Below are 17,960 nucleotides of genomic sequence, written 5' to 3'. Positions count from 1 at the left end.
CCGGTCTAGTGCCGGAAGAAGATCCGGTCCCGGTACTCGGCGAGCACCCGGCCGTTCCACTCGTGGCCGCCGTCCACGTTCCCGGACCGCAGCATCGGCGGTTCGATCCCGCGCGCGGCGAGCTCCCCGGCGGCCGAGGCGATCACCGCTTGCATCAGGGCGCTGGTGACGACGGTGGAGGCGGGGGCGAAGGGGGCGGCGATGCCGTCGGCGGTCAGCTCCGCGTCCCCGATGCCGATCTTGCTGTCGATGACGACGTCGCAGTGGTCCTTCAGGAACGTGCCGGACGCATGCCGGGACCTGGTGTGCTCGGCGTAGGCGAGCGAGGTGACGCCGACGACCCGGACGCCGAGGGCGCGGGCGTTCATCGCCATCTCCACGGGCAGCGAGTTGCGGCCGGAGAGGGAGATCACGACGAGGACGTCGCCCGCCCGCACGGGGCTGGTGTCGAGCACCGCGCCCGCCAGCCCGTCCACCCGCTCCAGCGCGCTGCCGAGGGTGGCGGGAGTGACGTCGACGCCGACGGTCCCGGGGACGGCGAGCAGGTTGACCAGGGCCAGGCCGCCGGCGCGGTAGACGACGTCCTGGGCGGCGATGGACGAGTGGCCCGCACCGAAGACGAAGATCCGCCCGCCGTCCGCGACCGTGCCGGCGATCAGGTCCGCCGCCGCGGCGATGTGCTCCGCCTCCTCGTCGCGGGCGCGCCGGAGCAGCTCGATCGCGGCGTCGAAGAACTGGCCGGCCAGCTTGTTCCCGCTCATCGCCATGGGCTCCTCGGCATCTCTGTCGGCGTCGTCGGCGTCAGGTCAGGTCGCGCCCGCACGGCGGCGGGGCGTCGGCGTCGTGCCGGCGCCCGGGGGCCGTCGTGATGGCGCGGCTCACGTTGCGGCTTTGACCTGGGCCCTGTCAATACGGCGGCCGCGGGCCGGACGGTACACGCCCGGCTTGTCGGTGGTATGCGTCAGAATTGGGTCCAGGGCCAGCGCACGACTTATCGAGGGGCACGCATGTCCGGACTGATCGACACCACGGAGATGTATCTCCGCACCATCCTGGAGCTGGAAGAGGAAGGTGTGGTCCCGATGCGTGCGCGCATTGCGGAGCGGCTGGACCAGAGCGGCCCGACGGTGAGCCAGACGGTGGCGCGGATGGAGCGCGACGGCCTGGTCACGGTCGCCGGCGACCGCCACCTGGAGCTCACCGAGGAAGGCCGCCGGCTGGCGACGCGCGTCATGCGCAAGCACCGGCTCGCCGAGTGCCTGCTCGTCGACGTGATCGGCCTGGAGTGGGAGCAGGTCCACGAGGAGGCCTGCCGCTGGGAGCACGTGATGAGCGAGGCGGTCGAGCGCCGCGTGCTGGAGCTGCTGCGCCACCCGACCGAGTCGCCGTACGGCAACCCCATCCCCGGCCTGGAGGAGCTGGGCGAGAAGGCGGAGGCCGACCCCTACCTGAACGAGGACATGGTCAGCCTGCTGGACCTGACCCCCGGGACCGAGGGCAAGACCGTCGTCGTCCGCCGCATCGGCGAGCCCATCCAGAGCGACGCGCAGCTCATGCACACCCTGCGGCGCGTGGGAGTGCAGCCGGGTGCCGTGGTCAGCGTGACGGAGTCGCCCGGTGGGGTGATGGTCGGCAGCAGTGGCGAGTCCGCCGAGCTGGCCTCGGAGATCGCCTCGCACGTCTTCGTCGCCAAGCGCTGACCCCGCTCCCCTCCCCCGGGTGACCGGCGCTGACCGGTGGATTCCCTCCGCCACCGGCCGTGCGCCGCCCGCCGGCGCGGCCCGCGCACGCCGTGCCCGCGCCGCCGCGCGGCCCCACGCGCCGCTCCCCACGGGGTGTCGGCGGGCTCGCCGGTGTGGTCAACTACCCATTCCCCGGCCGGAGTCGGCGGAAGTCGACGGATCGCGTACAGACGCCCCCGGGGCGTGTCACGCTGGCGTAGTGGCATATGCGCTCGCGCCGCCGACCAGGGAGGGGGCCCGATGAGGCACGGGGTGCTCCGCGCGCTGCCCGGGTCTCCGGGGGCGCCTGTGCCACGTGAGGCCGGCGCAGGGGCGCCGCCGGGTGCGACTGCCGACGCGCCATCCGCCGCGGCCACGGCCCGCGCCGCCGCTGCGGCTGCCGCTCGTGCCGCCGGTGCGGTGCCGGCCGCGGTCGTTGTCCGCGCGGCCGACGTGGCGTCGGCACCGGTCACCACCCGCACCGGTGACGGGACCGCCATCTGGACCGTCACCCTCCGGCCTGCTGCTCTTCGGCCTGCTGCTGCCCGGCCTGCCGGTGCCCGGCCTGCCGCTGTGCGGCTCTCAGGGGCTCGACTCGCTGCCGTCGGGTCTGCTGCTGTCCGGCCCTCAGGGGCTCGACCCTCCGGCATCGGGTCTGCCGCTGTCCGGCCTGTCGCTGTCCGACCCTCAGCGGTACGGCCCGCCGTAGTCCGGCCCGCTGCCGTCGGGTCTGCCGCTGCCCGACGCTCAACGGCTCGGCCCGCCGCTGTCCGGCCCTCAGCGGCGCGGCCCGCTGCCGTCCGGCCCGTCGTGGCGCGGAGGCCCTGGGGCCCGCGCCCGGACGCCACGGTGTTCGTTCCCGTGTGCGGAGCACGTGCGCCGTACGGGTTACCGTCGCTGGCCGGGAAGCAGGCCTGTCCGGCGGGAGCGTCGGGCGCGGTCGTCCCCGCCCGTTCGGCGTGTGCGTCGTACGACGTGGCGGCGTCAGCCGGCGGGTCGGGCATAGGCGGGTCGGCCGGTCCGGCCGGTGGGCCGGGTGGGGTCGTCTTTGGGTGTCCGGCACGGGTGCCGCACGGGGTCCAGGCGTCCGTCGGCGCGCCGGTCACGGGCCGGCTGGGGCGCGCCGCAGGCGCGTCCGGCGTGACCGCCTTCGTGCGTCCGGCGCACGCGGGCGGGTCGGGCATAGGCGGGTCGGCCGGTCCGGCCGGTGGGCCGGGTGGGGTCGTCTTCGGGCGTCCGGCACGGGTGCCGCACGGGGTCCAGGCGCCCGCCGGCGCGCCGGTCACGGGCCGGCCGGGGCGCCCCGCAGGCGCGTCCGGCGCGACCGCCCTCGTGCGTCCGGCGCACGCGCCGTGCGCCCCGCAGGCGCGGATCCGGGTGGGGCGCGCGACCGAGTCGGTGCGCCCGGAAGGGATGCCGCGCCACGTGACCGAGTCCCCGCGCGCCGCAGGGGCGCCAAGCGTGACAAGGGCCCCGGCGCCCTCGCGGGCGGCCGGGGCCCCGCCTCCCCGTATTTCCCCTCTGGCGACCCGGGGCCCCGAGCTCCCAGGGTGCGCCTCGCGGACCTGTTTCCCCGAGCGGTCCGCGCCCGAGTCGATTTCTCCCCTTGGCGACGACGGTCAACCCTCGGCCCCGGTCACTCGAACGAGGGGTGTTGGGCGCGAGAACCGTCTCGTTCGAAAGGGGGTTCCATAAGGTGGAGCTGTCCGGGGGTGAAGTGGGGATGCCTGGAGTGATGGCGCGGCGTATCGATGTCAGTGGAAGTGGTGGGGTGCGGCTCGCCGCCTGGGAGTTCGCCGACCGGACGCACGCGGTCGACGCGCTCGGCCGGGCGCCGGTGGGCGCCGCGCCGGCCATGCTCCAGAGGCCGGAGCACCGTCCGCTGGGCGCCGCCGGGGAGCCCGGCGCGGGCGGGGTGCTGCTGTTGCACGGTCTGATGGGCCGCGCGGCGCACTGGGCGGAGACGGCCCGCTGGCTCTCCGGCCGGTACCGCGTGGTGGCCCTCGACCAGCGGGGGCACGGGCGCAGCGAGAAGCCCGTCGGCGGGCCGTACGTGCTGGACGCCTACGTGTCCGACGCCGAGGCGGTCGTGGAGCGTCTGGGGCTGGCCCCGGTCACCCTGATCGGGCATGCGATGGGCGCTCTCACGGCCTGGCGGCTGGCGGCCCGTCGGCCGGACCTCGTCCGGGCCCTGGTGATCTGCGACATGCGCGCCTCCGCGTTGGGCGCCGCCACCCAGCGCCGCTGGGGCGAGTGGTTCAAGTCCTGGCCGGTGCCCTTCGCGACGCTGGCGGACGTCCGCCGCTGGTTCGGTCAGGAGGACCCGACCCTGGACCGCCCGGCCCCGGCCCGCGGTGACTTCTACGCCGAGGTGATGGCCGAGCGCGCGGACGGCTGGCGCCCGCTCTTCTTCCGCCGGCAGATGCTCCTGGCCCGCGAGGCCTACGCCCACGACGCCCACTGGGAGGAGCTGGCCCTCGTCGAGTGTCCCGCCCTCGTCGTGCGCGGGCTGGACGGCGAGCTGGGCCGGGCCGAAGCCCAGGAGATGGTCCGCGTCCTTCCGCAGGGGCGCTACGCCGAGGTCGCCGACGCCGGTCACTTCCTCCACTACGACCAGCCCGCCGCCTGGCGCCGCGCGGCCGAGCCCTTCCTCCGGGCGGCGGTCCCCGTCTAGGGAGCGCACGGAAGCGTGGGCAGGCCGGGCCGCACTCCCGTCGCGGCCCGGCCCGCCGCGGCTGCCCATGCGCCGTCCGCCGTGAGGTTCCCCGAACTCCCAAAACTCCACGAACTCCCCGGCTCCGCGAACTTTGTGAACCTTTTGAACTGCCGAAACGCCCGCCGAGACGAGCCCCGGCACCCGTCGCTCCCTTTAATTCAACACCTGTTGACATAATGTGCGACCCGGGTGTGCACTGGAAGGGTCAGGCCATCGGAACCGGCCGAAGGAGGCCGTCATGTCCGCTCCCACCGCCATGCCCGTCACGCCCGCGCGTACCGAGCCGACGGCGGACGCCGTCGTCGTCGGCGCCGGGCCCACCGGCCTCCTGCTGGCCGGGGATCTCGCCGCCTCCGGTGTCCGCGTCGTGCTGCTGGAGCGTCGGAGCACGGAGTCCAACCTCACCCGGGCCTTCGCCGTGCACGCCCGGACCCTGGAGGCGTTCGACGCGCGGGGGCTCGCCGAAGCGCTGATCGCCACGGGGCACCTGGTGGGCGGGGTGCGCCTGTTCGGGCGGACCGCCATCGACCTCGGGCGGCTGGACACCCGCTTCCCGGGCGTCCTGATGACCCCGCAGTACCACGTCGAACGCCTCCTCGAGGAGCGCGCCGTGGCGGCGGGTGCCGACATCCGGCGCGGGGTGCGCTGCACCGGGCTGCGGCAGGACCCCGAGGGGGTGGAGCTGGATGTCGAGGAGCCCGACGGCAGCGCGCGCACGCTGCGGGCGCGTTACGCGGTCGGCACCGACGGCGTGCACAGCACCGTGCGGCAGGCCATCGGGATGCCGTTCCCGGGCCGGGCCGTGCTCGACTCCGTGATGCTCGCCGACGTACGGCTCGACGCCGCGCCCCGCGAGCTGCCCGCGTTCCGGGGCGGCGCCGAGGGGTTCTCGTTCGTCGTCCCGTTCGGCGACGGCTGGTTCCGGGTCATCGCCTGGCGGCGCGGCACCCGACTGCCCACCGACGCCCCCGTCGACCTCGACGAGCTGAAGGACGTCACCCAGGCCCTCTTCGGCACCGACTTCGGGTTCAGCGAAGCCCGCTGGACCTCGCGCTTCCACAGCGACGAACGCCAGGTGCCCCGGTACCGCGACGGCCGGGTGTTCCTGGCCGGGGACGCCGCGCACGTCCACTCGCCGGCCGGCGGCCTGGGCATGAACGCGGGCCTCCAGGACGCCGCCAACCTGGGCTGGAAGCTCGCGGCCGTGCTCCACGGCCGGGCCGGGGACGCCCTGCTGGACAGCTACCACGACGAACGGCACCCCGTCGGGCAACAGGTGCTGCGCGTCAGCGGCGCCATCGTCCGCTCCGTGCTGCTCGACTCCCCGGTGGTCCGGGGGGTCCGCGACACGGTGGCCCGCGCCCTGCCCTTCGCCCCGTTCGTCGGACACCACTTCGCCCGTACGGTCTCCGGCCTCGCGGTCGCCTATCCGGCGCCTCCCGGCGCCCATCCGCTCACCGGCCGGCGCGCGCCCGACCTGCCGCTCGCCGAGACCGGCGACGGTCCCACCCGCCTCTACGAGGCGCTGCGCGCCGGCACCCACATCCGGGTCCTGCCCCGCGACACGGGCCCGGACGTTCCGCCGGCCCCGCCGCACGCCCGCACCGTCACCCGCGCCGACGCCGCCAGCACGACCCTGCTCGTCCGCCCCGACGGCTACGTGGAGTCGGCGGCGGAGCTACCGGCGAGCTGGACCTTGCCGGGCTCACGGAAGGACGCGGAGGCGGAGAGGGACATGAAGCCGGGGACGGAACGGGAGGCGCGGCCCGCCGCGGAGGGGGACCGCGGCACCACCGCCGCGTGACCGGCCCCCGGACCGAACGGGCGGCACCCCCACCGCCCGGCACCTCACCGCCCGTCACCCCGTCGCGCCGGCACCACGCGTCCGCCTCAACTCCGTCCGCCTCAGCCCCCCAATCCCGTCCGCCTTAGCCCCCGTCCGTGTTGGCCGCCTCCGCCTCCGTGTTGGCCACTTGCCTCCGCGTTAGCCGCCTCCGCCTCCGTGTTGGCCACCTGCCTCCGCATCACCCCCCCCGCCTCCGCATCACCCCCCCGCCTCCGCATCACCCCCCGGCCTCCGCGTCAGCCCCCATGTCCGCGTCGGCGTACTCCCAGGCCCCCGGGTGGTCCCCACCGTCAACGCCTCACGAAATGAAGCCGACCACCCCGAGCCCGGGCTTCCGCCCCGCGGCCCGCATCCAGCCCACGCATTCCTCGATCACCTCCAGCGTCGCCGGGTCCACGGCCTGCCGCTGCTCCTCCGTGGTGGCCTCCCACTGCGCCAGGCCCCTGGCGCACTCGTCCGCCGTCCACTCGCCGTAGCCGGGCAGGTCGGTGTACGGCAGCGGGTCGGGGAGGGAGTAGGTGAGGTCGGAGACGGAGACGGCGGTGATGCCCAGCGCGGCCATCGCCTTGTCCAGTTCGGGCAGCCATGAGGCCCGTATCGGGCAGAAGTTGTCGTTGGACAGGCGGTATCCGGTGAGTTCGCAGAGCCTCTTGTACGCGTAGCCGTACTGGAAGCCGTATTCCTCGTCGAACGGGCCGCCGGCGATCACCGCCTCCAGGGCCTGGTACGCCGTGGGGGCGCCGCGGCCTATCGCGTCGGCGAACCAGGAGTCCGCGGCGGCCAGGTCGGCGCCGAAGTTGTCGCGGACGGCGTGCAGCAGGCCCTCGTCACGGCAGCCGATGAAGGCGCGCGTGGCGGCGAGGTCGAGCAGGGAGAAGGACATCGCTGAACTCATGGAACCACCGTAGACCCGGGCACTGACAACGTCCCGGGCCCACGGTGGCACGCCCCGCGCGGGACCGCTCCCGCCCGCGCTTACGCCTTGCTCACCGCCTCCAGGATCTCCGGCAGCCGACGCGGCATCCGCGTCGCGGCGAACCGCAGCCCCGCCCAGGCGGCCAGCGGCCCGTAGACGACTCCGAGCGGCAGCACCGTCCACAGCAGGCTGTGAGCGTCCGCCCGGTGCAGGCCGATCGTCAGCCCGATCAGGGGCGCGCACGCCGCCATGCCGGCCAGCGACCAGAGGGTGCCGAGCCAGGCGATGCCCGTCTGGCCGGGGGCGACGTTCTTGAAGGCGTGGTCCTGCGGGACGGAGTAGGGGTACCGCACCGAGGCGATGGCGCCCGTGCCGAGGAACCCGCCCAGCACCGCGAGGGACAGGCCCAGCACCTCCGGGCACTGGTCCCAGCGGCCGGTGGCCGCCGCCATCCCCAGGACGAGCAGGACGAGGTAGGGGACGGTGATCAGGGCCAGGGCCAGGGCGCGGCCGCACAGTTCGTCGAGCGCGTCGCGCGGCGAGCCGATGGTCTGGAGGACCATCCAGAAGGCCTGGCCGTCCTGCCCGAGCTGGTTGTACATCAGGCCGGTCAGCATGACGACCGCGACGGCCACGATGTACAGGCTGTGCCCGCCCTGCACGATGTTGACGAGGGGGACGGCGACGCCGATGCCGAGCATCGTCCCCCAGGAGGTCTTGGTCTTGGGATCGCGCCAGGCGTAGCGCAACTGGCGCTCGGCCACCGTGCCCGTCCGGCCGGCGGGCAGCAGTCGGGCCGGTCCCGCGCCGGCTGCGCGCTCCTTCTCCGGCTTCGTCGCGGCGACGAGGGTGGAGGAGTCCGGCGAGGTCATGACCTGGGTGAGGGTGCGCTGCCACCAGAGCATCAGGGCGGCCAGTACGACGGCTGTCAGGGCGAGTTCGGCGGCGGCGAGGCCGTACTCGCCGTCGCTCGTGGCCCGGACGGCGTCCAGCGCCGAGCCCGGCGGGATCCAGCGCGTCACGTCCGCCACCGGTTCCAGTCGGGCCAGCCCGGCCTCGGTCAGCTTCCGCAGCGCCAGGTTGACGAGTTGCGCGCCGACGCCGACGATCACGCCGCTGAGCAGGGCGAGGTCGCGTCCCTTGCGGCTGGACAGCAGCCGGACGTTGGCGGTGGCGACGGCCCGGGTGAGGGCCACGCAGACCAGCAGCGCCAGCAGCGCCGCGGGCACGGCGACCGCGAACGCGGCGGCCCCGTGTGCCGTAGCGATCACCGAGCCCACCAAAATCAGCACGGTGAACGCCGGCCCGACGCCGATCAGCGAGCTGACCAGCAGCGCGGCGATCAGCGGCGCGGGCCGCAGCGGCAGCATCGCCAGCCGGGTGGGGTCCAGCGTCTCGTCGCCACCGGGGAAGAACAGCGGCACCACCGCCCAGCCGAGGGCGAGGAGCACCGCCAGCGGCACGGTGAGCGCCGCCGCGTGCTCGGTGCCGCGCAGTGTCGCCAGGCCGAGCAACTGGAGCGCGCCGAGCAGGGCGGTGAGCACGACGGACGCGATGAAGACGGCCTTGCGCTTGTTCGACTGGCGCAGGCCGTTGCGCAGCAGCGTCACCTTGAGACGGGCGAACAGCGGGGTCAGCGAGAGGAGAGGGGCGGACGTGGCGGGAGCGGCGGAGGCGGGTGTGGCGGTCGTGGCGGTCATCGCGCGCCGCCCAGCCAGTCGAGCTCCTGGCCCTCGGCCGCCCGCCGGGCGCCCACGAGGTCGAGGAACGCCGCCTGCAGCGTGGGCGACTCGCCCCGGACCTCCTCAAGGGTGCCGTGCGCGCGGATGCGGCCCGCGGCGAGGACGGCGACCCAGGAGCACAGCGACTCCACCAGTTCCATGACGTGACTGGAGAAGACGACCGTGGCGCCGGAGGCGGTGTAACGTTCCAGCACCCGGCGGATGGTCTGCGCGGAGACCGGGTCGACCCCTTCGAACGGCTCGTCCAGGAACAGGACTTCGGGGTTGTGGAGCAGCGCCGCCGCCAGCCCGATCTTCTTGCGCATGCCGGTCGAGTAGTCCACGACGAGCTTGTGCTGCGCGCCCGCGAGATCGAGCACGTCGAGGAGCTGGGTGGCCCGCTGGTCCACCTCGTCACCCGGCAGGCCGCGCAAACGCCCGGTGTAGGCCAGGAGTTCGCGCCCGGACAGCCGCTCGAACATCCGCAGCCCCTCGGGCAGCACCCCGATCGCCGACTTCGCGGCGGCCGGGTCGGCCCAGACGTCGCGGCCGGCGATCTCCACCCGTCCCGAGTCGGGCCGCAGCAGGCCGGTGACCATCGACAGCGTCGTGGTCTTGCCCGCTCCGTTCGGTCCGACGAGCCCGACGAACCGGCCGGCGGGTATCTCCAGGTCGATGCCGGCGACCGCCACCTGTTCGCCGAACCGCTTCCAGAGTCCCTCGACGCGTACGGCCGCGGATGTCACTTCCTGTCCCACTGCCATCCCTCGCTCCTGGTGGTGCCCGGGGGCGGCAGGCCCCGCCCCCGTCCTCAGCCTAGGGCGGGCCGGAGGCGGAAACAGATGACAAACGTCAGCGACTTCCGAAGGGCTGCCGTCCCGGTCCGGGGCGGGGGCGACGTGTCGTCGGGAGGGCTGTCGTCACCGGCCCCGCACCTCCGCCGACTGCCCGCCGCAGGCGTAGGCGAGCGCGCTCACCAGCTCCTCCGCGTCCGGCAGCCAGCGGTTGGCGGCCGTGGGCTGGCGCGCCCACTGCACGGCACCGCGGTTGCCCACCCGGCTCGGCGGCGCCACCACGTAGTCGCCCTCGCCCCGTGCCACCAGGTCCAGCGAGGAGGGGCGCCAGCCCAGCTTGCGCGCCGCGTCCGCGACCTTGAGCGCCCCGCCCGGCAGGACGAAGAAGAGCATCCGGCGGAACGGGGTGCTGGTGATCGGCCCCAGCTCGATGCCCATCCGCTCCATCCGGGCCAGCGCCAGGCAGCCCGCGGACTCCGAGACGTCCAGCGCGTCGAACGTCCGGCCCGTCGGCAGCAGGACCGCGGCCCCGGGGTGTTTCGCCCACATCCGGCGCGCGCCCACCGCGCTGCCGGTGGCCTGCGTGGCCCAGTCCGGCCGGGCCGGGTGGACGCCGGGGGCCGGGCAGTCGAGGTCGCCGCAGGAGCAGCGTTCCCGGCCGTCCACGGCCTCCAGCCAGGTGCCGGCGAAAACGTCCCAGTGCCGCTCTTCCGCGTACCGCACCGCGGCGTCGAGGACGCGCTCGCCACGTTGTTGGGGGATGCGCGGGGTCCCTACTCCGATCGTCTCTTCCACGTTCATCACAACTCCCCTTGTCACCAGGGGTTACGGGCCGCCCCGGGGGTGCATGGGGGCAGCGGGGATCAGCACACGGGGCGCACGGATGCATGTGCGGGGGCGCAGAGGCGGCTTCGCCCCGGGAGGGGGGTAGCCACCTGCGAGGCGAGAAGCCGGCACAGCCGACGCATTCATCAACGCTCTGGCATCAATACGGGAAAGTCCGGCATTCTCAGGACATTGGGGGGAAAGATCGCAGAGGAAGGTGCTCTCAGCCGTCTCAGCTTCTCCGCATGTCGCGAAGGGCTCCGTGAACGACTTCGCGAACACATAGCAGTCTCAGGGGGTACAGATGGCCGCACGGCCACTCGTCGCGCGGCAGCCGAACGAACGGCTGCAGGCGCTCATCCAGGAAGCCGGCTGCTCCAACGCCGGCCTGGCACGCCGCGTCAACATGTGCGGTGCCGAGCACGGTCTTGATCTCCGTTACGACAAGACGTCCGTCGCCCGCTGGCTGCGCGGCCAACAGCCCCGAGGGCGCGCTCCGGCCGTCATCGCCGAGGCGCTCGGCCGCAAGCTCGGCCGCACCGTCACCATCGACGAGATCGGGATGGCCAACGGCAAGAACCTCGCCTCGGGCGTGGGCCTGCAGTTCTCCCCGACCGTCATGGGAGCGATCGAGCAGGTCTGCGAGCTCTGGCGGAGCGACGTCGGCCGCCGGGACTTCCTCAGCGGCACCTCGGTCGCCTCGTCCGCGCTGGTCGAGCCCAGCCGCGACTGGCTGATCACCGGCGCCGATCCGCAGGTCGCGCGGAGCGCGGGCGCCCGGGTGGGGGTGTCGGACGTCGAGGCGGTCCGCGCCACGACGGACGCGCTCGTCGAACTCGACCACCGGTACGGGAGCGGGCACGTCCGCCCGGTCGTGGTCCACTACCTGAACAGCGTGGTGTCCGGGCTGCTCGCCGGCTCGTACCGGGAGGCGGTCGGCCGCGACCTCTTCGCGGCCGTCGCACGGCTGACCGAACTGGCGGGCTACATGGCCGTCGACACCGGGCAGCCCGGGCTCGCCCAGCGCTACTACATCCAGGCCCTGCGGCTCGCGCAGGCCGCGGGCGACCGTGGCTACGGCGGCTACGTGCTCGCCGCCAGCATGAGCCACCTCGCCGCGTCGCTCGGCAACCCCCGGGAGATCGCCCAGCTCGCGAAGGCGGCGCAGGAGGGCGCCCGGGGGCAGGTCACGCCGCGGGTCGAGGCCATGTTCTACGCGGCGGAGGCGCGCGGGCACGCGCTCCTCGGCGACGCCCGGTCCTGCCAGACCGTCGCGGCCAAGGCCGTCACCAAGCTCGAACAGGCCGACGGAGGCACCGACTCCGGCGACGACCCGTCGTGGATCCGGCACTTCGACCGTGCGTACCTCTCGGACGAACTGGCCCACTGCCACCGCGACCTGGGCCAGTCCGAGCCGGCCCGCAGGCACGCGGAGGACGCCCTGGCCAACCACCCGGAGGGCCGCGTGCGCCGCCGGGCCATCGGCCTCCTGCTGCTCGCCACGGCACACGTGCAGCAACGTGAGGTGGAGGAGGCCTGTGTGACGGGCACCCGGGCGCTGGAACTCCTCGGCACCCTGCGGTCGAACCGCGGCGCGGAGTACCTGGAGGACTTCCGGCAGCGCCTCCAGCCGTACCGGGACGAGCCGACGGTGCGGGACTTCGGGGCGCGGATGGAGATGCAGGCGGCGTAGAGGGGAGGGGGGAGAGCCCACCGCTTCTCGCGGGAAGGTCCTTGAGGGACGGTCCTCACGGGAACGTTCTCGCGGGAAGGCGGGCCCCTGCCCCCGCCCCCGGGCGCCGGGCGGGCCGGCTTCGGCCCGTCCGGCGCCCGAAGGCGACCGCGCGCAGGGCGGTTTCAGGGGGGCCGGGAGCGCGGCCCCCGGGAACCGGCGAAGGGGAGGGGCCGGGGCACCCCCTCCGGCCTGCGACGTGGCCCGCCGCCAAGTCACCGGGTAGCGTGAGCCGCCGTTCCGTACCCGTACAGCATGAGGAGCCCCGGTGACGCAGAGCGGACAGGGAAACGAGCCGCAGCTTCCCGCGGCCCCGCCGGCCGGACACCGGACGCCGCTGCCACCCGAGATGCCTCCGCCCGGCGCCGGCACGCCGCCCCGAATACCCGGCGCGCCCGTCCCCCCGCAGGGGCTGGGCCCGGCGGCGCGCCCCCTCGACCCCGTACCGCCCCTGCCGGGCCGCGCCCCGGCGCCCGAGTACCTGCCGCCCGTGGCGGGCGGCGGCGAGGGCGAGCCGGCCACGCAGTACTTCCCGCCCTTCCGGGAGCCGTGGGCCCCCGCTGCGAACGGTGACGGCGAGGCGACGCGCTACCTGCCGCCCGTCACTCCCGGCACATCCGCCCCCGGCGCGGCGTCGGACTCCTCCGCCACGCAGTACCTCCCGCCGATCCCGGGCGGCCCGCCGGCCGGCCCGCCGTCCGACGCGGCGGCCACGCAGTACCTGCCGCCGGTCCCCGGGACGCCGGGCACCGGTTCGCCTGCCGGTCCGCCCGCCGGTTCGCCGGCCGGAGAAGCGGCGACGCAGTACCTCCCGCCCGTGCCGGGCGGCCTCGCCGGTCCCGGTGCCGGTGCCGGTCACGACGCGGCGTCGGCCGCCACGCGGTACCTGCCGCCCGTTCAGGGGACGACGGGGAACACCGCGGGTCAGTCCGACGCGGCGGCCACGCAGTACCTCCCGCCGGTAGGGGGCGCGCCGGGAGCTCCCGGAACCCCGGGCGCCGCCGGAGCGGCGGGAGCCCCCGACCCCTTCGGCGCCCCGGACGCCTCCGCGGCCACCCAATACCTCCCGCCGGTACCCGGCGGGCCGGGCGCCCCCGCCCCGGCCGCCGACGACCGCAGCGCCCCGCCGGCCGAGTTCGACACCCTCTTCCGGCAGTCGGCCGCCGCGTTCCGCGAGGCGCCCGCCCGGCCGGGCCCGGCGGGCGCCGGTGTGGCGGGGCCGCCGCCCGGCCCCCGCACACCCCCGGCCGGCCCCGCCGGCCCGCGCGTCCCCGGCCCGCCGCCCGGCGCCGCCGCTCCGGCCGGCTACGCGCCGCCCCCGCCCGCCCCGGCGCGGTCGGGCCGCTCGGGCCGGGGCAGGAGCCTCGCCGTGATCGGCGGTGTCGTGGCGGGCTGTGCCGTCGCGGGACTCGCCGCGGGCGCGTTCTTCTGGGGCGGGAGCGACGACGGGGACAAGAAGCAGGAGCCCGGGCCCCAGAAGGCCGCCTCCGCCACGACGGAACCGAGCGCCTCCGCCACCCCCGGCGGCACCGAGAGCAAGAAGCCCAAACCCGCCGACCCGGGGGCGAGCCAGGCCAAGGCCCTGGACGCGCTGCTCCAGGACAGCGGCAGCAGCCGGGACACGGTCATCCGGGCCGTGGACGCCACCCGGAGCTGCAAGGACCTCGGCAAGTCGGCCGGTGACCTCCGGGACGCCGCCAAGGACCGGAACGGCCTGGTCGACCGGTTGCGGAAGACGCCGGTGGACAAGCTCCCGGGCCACGGTGACCTGACCGCGCAGTTGATCAAGGCGTGGCAGTCGTCCGCCTCCGCCGACAGCCACTACGCGGCCTGGGCCGACCAGGTCGGCGGCAAACACGGCTGCCACAAGGGCCACGCCCGTCCCAGCAAGGAGGCCCTCGCCGGCGACCGCGCCAGCGGGGAGGCGACGGCCGCCAAGAAACGGGCGGCCGACCTGTGGAAGCCGATCGCGAAGAAGTACGGGCTTCCGCAGCATCCGTGGACCCAGCTCTGACGCCGTCCGGCACCCCTGGACGGAACCGTCCGGCACCCCTGGACGGAACTCCGGAGCGGGAACGTACGATCGATCGCTGTGCAAGGTTCGGAGAAGTCTTCCCGTCGCGGCCGTCGCTCGACCACCATGGACGGCATGCCGCTCAATGACATGCCATGGTGGCGCTGGCGGGCGAACGTCCGCTCGGCGCTGCACATGCTCTCGGACCCGGCCTTCCAGCAGGAGTGCTGGCTGACCGGGCGTGAAGGGTACGGAGACGTGACCGACGCCGTCTACCGCCTGGTCGAGGACACCTGGCTGGACAACTGGTCGGCGGAGAAGTACGTCGGGACGGTGTTCCGCGACTCGGGCGAGGCCGCCCTGGTGGACGTGGCGGTGCTCCGCGTCCTGCGGATCATGCACCAGGTCGGAGCCGACGCGCCGGTCTCGGCCTATCTGGAGCACCACGGCTGGCCCGAGGCCGTGCGGGCGGCGCGTGAGGCGCACGTCCGGCTGGCGGCGGGGGACGGGGACGACCCGGACGTCCCGCCGCGCTCCCTGCCCGTCCTGGCCGTGCTGACGAAGGTCTGACCCGGGCCGCGCCGGAGGTCGATCCGGGATCTGAGTGGGACCTGAGGGGGCCTCCCCGGGCATGAGGAGGGGCCTCCCCGGATGCGCCGGAGGCCCTCCCCGGACCGCGCGACCTGCCGAGGCCGCGCGGACCGGGCGCGACCGTACGCGCCGGGGCCCCGCGCCCCGGCCCCGCTCCCCGTCCTCCCGCGGAACCGGTTGGTCCGGTGGAGCCCCGCGGATATGCGACGCTATTGGGCTATGAACGCCTCGCAGCCGGCGCCGCCCGCGCGGACCGCACAGCCCGACCAGTACGTCCTCACCCTCTCCTGCCCGGACAAGCAGGGCATCGTCCACGCGGTGTCCAGCTACCTCTTCATGACCGGCTGCAACATCGAGGACAGCCAGCAGTTCGGCGACCACGACACCGGGCTGTTCTTCATGCGGGTGCACTTCGGTGCCGAGGCCCCGGTGACGCTGGAGAAGCTGCGGGCCAGCTTCGCCGCCATCGGCGACGCGTTCCACATGGACTGGCAGATCCACCGCGCCGACGAGAAGATGCGCATCGTCCTGATGGTGTCCAAGTTCGGGCACTGCCTCAACGACCTGCTCTTCCGCTCCCGGATCGGCGCCCTGCCGGTGGAGATCGCGGCGGTCGTCTCCAACCACACCGACTTCGCCGAGCTCGTCGGCTCCTACGGCATCCCCTTCCACCACATCCCGGTGACGAAGGACACGAAGGCGGAGGCGGAGGCGCGTCTGCTGGACCTCGTCCGCGACGAGAAGGTCGAACTCGTCGTCCTCGCCCGCTACATGCAGGTGCTCTCCGACAACCTCTGCAAGGAGCTGTCGGGCCGGATCATCAACATCCACCACTCCTTCCTGCCGAGCTTCAAGGGCGCCAAGCCGTACCACCAGGCGCACGCCCGCGGTGTGAAGCTGATCGGTGCCACCGCGCACTACGTCACCGCCGACCTCGACGAGGGCCCGATCATCGAGCAGGAGGTCGAGCGGGTCGGCCACGAGGTGACCCCCGAGCAGTTGGTCGCCATCGGCCGGGACGTCGAGTGCCAGGCCCTGGCCCGCGCGGTGAAGTGGCACAGCGAACACCGCGTGCTGCTGAACGGCCGCCGCACGGTCGTCTTCGCGTAAGCGACGCCCGCAGGCCCGCAGGCCCGCGGGACGGTGCTGCCGGCCGCCCCGCCGGGCCCCGCCGCCCCGCCGGGCGCCATCCACGGGGGTCGGCAGGGGCTTCCTCCCGGCCCCGCCCGTTACAGCCGCGACAGCGACGCCGTGGCGAAGAGCACGTCCCGGATCGCCTCGGGATCCCCGTCCTGCCCGGCCGCGGCCTCCCGCGGCTCGACGCGTCCGGCGGCCAGCCGGCAGAACTCCAGCCCGTCGAGCGCCACATGGGCCACTTCGGTCTCCGGGGAGGCGCGGGCGGCGGGGGAGTCCAGGGCGATGTACCAGTGGCCGCCGCCGCTTCCCTCCACCTCCAGATGCAGTGCCCGGCCGGGGGCGCCGACGGAGGTGAGCACGTGGGGCGGCGGGGCGAGACCGGCGCGGCGGCGGCCGGCTATCGCGGCCGGGAGCATCCGGGCCGCCAGGTCGATCATGCGGTGGAGGTGGGACGGCGCCGGCGGCTCGTAGGGGTACGCGACGGCGTCGGCCACGTCCTCCGCGTGCACCCAGCACTCGAAGGCGCGGTCGAGGAAGGCGTCGTGCAGGGGGAGGCTGAACGGGCCGTACTCGACGCTCGTCGCCGCCGTGTCCTCGGCGGCCTCGGCGGCGAAGGACGCACTCCTTATGAGGGCGCGGCTCTGCTCGCGCCAGGCCGCGTGGGCGCTGTCGGACGACTGGCCGTCCCCGGCCGTCCACAGGGCCTCGGTGCGGCCGGCGGGCGACAACGGCCGACGGCCCGCCGCGACCTCCGCCGCTCCCCCTTCCGGCGCCGCTCCGCCGCCGAACGCCGTCCGGCTCCCGCACGCCGCCCCGCCGTCGGACGTCATGACGCCACCGGGCGCCGCCCTGTCACCGAACGCCGTCCCGCCACCGGAGGAGATACTGCTTCCGCCACCGGATGACATCCCGCCGCCGGGCGGTCTCCCGCCACCGGACAGGACGGGCAGGGCGGCGGCCGGGGCCGGCACCGGGTCGGGCAGGCCCAGGGAACCGGCGACCAGGCCGTCCACCGCCGTGAGATGGCTGATCACGGCGGCCACGCTGACCTCCCGTTCGGCGGGCCGCCGTCCGTCGAACCAGGCGAGCCGCACCGGCGCCCGCCAGTCCTGCTCGTCGATGTCCCGCAGCAGGGCGTCGAGGCGGGCCGTCTCCGCCTCGTAGGGTGCCGCCCAGCCCGGCACCGGGATCCGGGGCGGGCGCCGGTCGAGGCAGTGCGAGAGCACCCGTGAGCGGAGGGACGGGTCGAGGTCGAGGCTGTCCTCGGGGTGGAGCAGCGCGACCGCGTCCCGCAGCCGGACGGCCTCCTCCGCGCAGGAGGCGCAGTCCGTCAGGTGCTCCTCGACGGCCGCCGTCTCGTCCGGCGAGCAGGCGGCCAGGGCCCAGGCGCCGAGCAGCGACGTGAGCACGGGGTGCGGCCGGGGCGGGCGTCCGGTCATCGCGGGTCTCCGCCGGCGGAGGGCGGCAGCGGACCCGGCGCGTGGGAGGCGGCGCGGCGCGGACCGTGGGCGGTGGAGAGCAACTGGAGCCCCAGGCGCAGCCGACGGCGCGCCTCGTCCTCCGTGACGCCCAGTCCGGCGGCGGCCCGCCGGTAGTCGAGGCGGCGGGTGTAGGCGAGGTCCAGGGCCTCGCGCAGGGGTGCGGGCATGGAGCCGACGATGTAGTCGGCGCGGGCGGCGGCGGAGGCCGCGCGGACGCGTTCGTCGATCTCCTCGGGGGTGGCCGGCCCGCCGGGGCCGTCGCGCTCCGACTGCCGCAGTCGGGCGACGGCCCGCCGGTGGGTGAGGTCGGCGATCCAGGAGCGCAGCGGGCCCTGCCGGGGGTCCCATTCGCCGGGGTGCTCCCAGACGTGGCCGAAGACGTCGCGGGTGACCCGGTCGGCACCGGCCTCGTCGCCGAGGACGCGGTGGGCGAGGCCGTGCACGAGGGAGGCGAAGCGGTCGTACA

15 protein-coding genes are annotated in these 17,960 nt (G+C 74.9%); 8 read left to right on the top strand and 7 right to left on the bottom strand.

Annotated features, from left to right (window positions below):
* Nucleotides 1-5: 5 nt before the first annotated feature.
* A complete protein-coding gene (locus ACZ6X9_RS04670; protein ID WP_469776419.1) occupies nucleotides 6-761 on the bottom strand; it encodes an SIS domain-containing protein in 756 nt (251 codons plus the stop codon).
* A 246-nt stretch (nucleotides 762-1,007) separates the two neighbouring features.
* Here ACZ6X9_RS04670 and ACZ6X9_RS04665 point away from each other — a divergent pair, with 246 nt between their 5' ends.
* The 4 genes from ACZ6X9_RS04665 (at nucleotide 1,008) to ACZ6X9_RS04650 (ending at nucleotide 6,241) form a co-directional block, all read left to right on the top strand.
* On the top strand, nucleotides 1,008-1,700 hold the full coding sequence (locus tag ACZ6X9_RS04665; protein ID WP_185941432.1) for a metal-dependent transcriptional regulator: 693 nt from the start codon (nucleotides 1,008-1,010) through the stop codon (nucleotides 1,698-1,700).
* Between the two features lie 505 nt (nucleotides 1,701-2,205).
* Nucleotides 2,206-2,430 (top strand): hypothetical protein, encoded by a 225-nt coding sequence (locus tag ACZ6X9_RS04660; protein WP_469776418.1) that lies wholly within the window; start codon nucleotides 2,206-2,208, stop codon nucleotides 2,428-2,430.
* Between the two features lie 1,026 nt (nucleotides 2,431-3,456).
* Nucleotides 3,457-4,395 carry an alpha/beta fold hydrolase gene (locus ACZ6X9_RS04655; RefSeq protein WP_469776417.1) on the top strand — a complete coding sequence of 313 codons (939 nt, stop codon included), beginning with the start codon at nucleotides 3,457-3,459 and terminating at the stop codon, nucleotides 4,393-4,395.
* Between the two features lie 280 nt (nucleotides 4,396-4,675).
* Entirely contained in the window at nucleotides 4,676-6,241 is a 1,566-nt protein-coding gene (locus ACZ6X9_RS04650; RefSeq protein ID WP_469776416.1) for an FAD-dependent monooxygenase, read from the top strand.
* Between the two features lie 340 nt (nucleotides 6,242-6,581).
* Here ACZ6X9_RS04650 and ACZ6X9_RS04645 read toward each other — a convergent pair whose 3' ends face one another.
* From ACZ6X9_RS04645 to ACZ6X9_RS04630, 4 genes are all read right to left on the bottom strand, one after another.
* A complete protein-coding gene (locus ACZ6X9_RS04645) occupies nucleotides 6,582-7,178 on the bottom strand; it encodes a DUF7691 family protein (RefSeq protein WP_469776415.1) in 597 nt (198 codons plus the stop codon).
* A gap of 80 nt (nucleotides 7,179-7,258) precedes the next feature.
* Complete coding sequence (locus tag ACZ6X9_RS04640; RefSeq protein WP_469776414.1) at nucleotides 7,259-8,899, bottom strand: transporter; 1,641 nt, start codon at nucleotides 8,897-8,899, stop codon at nucleotides 7,259-7,261.
* Entirely contained in the window at nucleotides 8,896-9,684 is a 789-nt protein-coding gene (locus ACZ6X9_RS04635; RefSeq protein ID WP_469776413.1) for an ABC transporter ATP-binding protein, read from the bottom strand. Before ACZ6X9_RS04635 ends, ACZ6X9_RS04640 begins: the two co-directional genes overlap by 4 nt.
* Nucleotides 9,685-9,840: 156 nt before the next feature.
* Entirely contained in the window at nucleotides 9,841-10,515 is a 675-nt protein-coding gene (locus ACZ6X9_RS04630) for a bifunctional DNA primase/polymerase (RefSeq protein ID WP_152262118.1), read from the bottom strand.
* Nucleotides 10,516-10,843: 328 nt separating this feature from the next.
* On the opposite strand from ACZ6X9_RS04630, the gene ACZ6X9_RS04625 reads away from it, so the two are divergent.
* The 4 genes from ACZ6X9_RS04625 to purU all read left to right on the top strand — a co-directional run bounded on the left by ACZ6X9_RS04625 (nucleotide 10,844) and on the right by purU (nucleotide 15,986).
* Complete coding sequence (locus ACZ6X9_RS04625; RefSeq protein WP_469776412.1) at nucleotides 10,844-12,232, top strand: transcriptional regulator; 1,389 nt, start codon at nucleotides 10,844-10,846, stop codon at nucleotides 12,230-12,232.
* A 307-nt stretch (nucleotides 12,233-12,539) separates the two neighbouring features.
* The gene (locus ACZ6X9_RS04620; RefSeq protein WP_469776411.1) at nucleotides 12,540-14,285 is read left to right on the top strand and encodes a hypothetical protein; all 1,746 of its coding nucleotides are present in this window, start codon (nucleotides 12,540-12,542) and stop codon (nucleotides 14,283-14,285) included.
* A 126-nt stretch (nucleotides 14,286-14,411) separates the two neighbouring features.
* The gene (locus ACZ6X9_RS04615) at nucleotides 14,412-14,855 is read left to right on the top strand and encodes an SCO4402 family protein (protein WP_040890138.1); all 444 of its coding nucleotides are present in this window, start codon (nucleotides 14,412-14,414) and stop codon (nucleotides 14,853-14,855) included.
* Between the two features lie 240 nt (nucleotides 14,856-15,095).
* Nucleotides 15,096-15,986, top strand: a complete 891-nt coding sequence (gene purU / locus ACZ6X9_RS04610) for a formyltetrahydrofolate deformylase (protein WP_469776410.1) — start codon at nucleotides 15,096-15,098, stop codon at nucleotides 15,984-15,986.
* Nucleotides 15,987-16,105: 119 nt separating this feature from the next.
* Here the strand turns inward: purU and ACZ6X9_RS04605 are convergent, their stop codons facing one another.
* Together ACZ6X9_RS04605 and ACZ6X9_RS04600 are read right to left on the bottom strand one after the other, a co-directional pair.
* Nucleotides 16,106-17,452: an anti-sigma factor family protein gene (locus ACZ6X9_RS04605; RefSeq protein WP_469776409.1), complete on the bottom strand. Its 1,347-nt coding sequence runs from the start codon at nucleotides 17,450-17,452 to the stop codon at nucleotides 16,106-16,108.
* The coding region (locus tag ACZ6X9_RS04600; protein ID WP_469776408.1) for a sigma factor at nucleotides 17,449-17,960 on the bottom strand (512 nt) is incomplete at its 5' end. The genes ACZ6X9_RS04605 and ACZ6X9_RS04600, both read right to left, overlap by 4 nt.

This window comes from Streptomyces sp. NPDC052910 (genome assembly GCF_055585605.1).
This window is presented reverse-complemented; position numbering and strand designations above follow the sequence as displayed.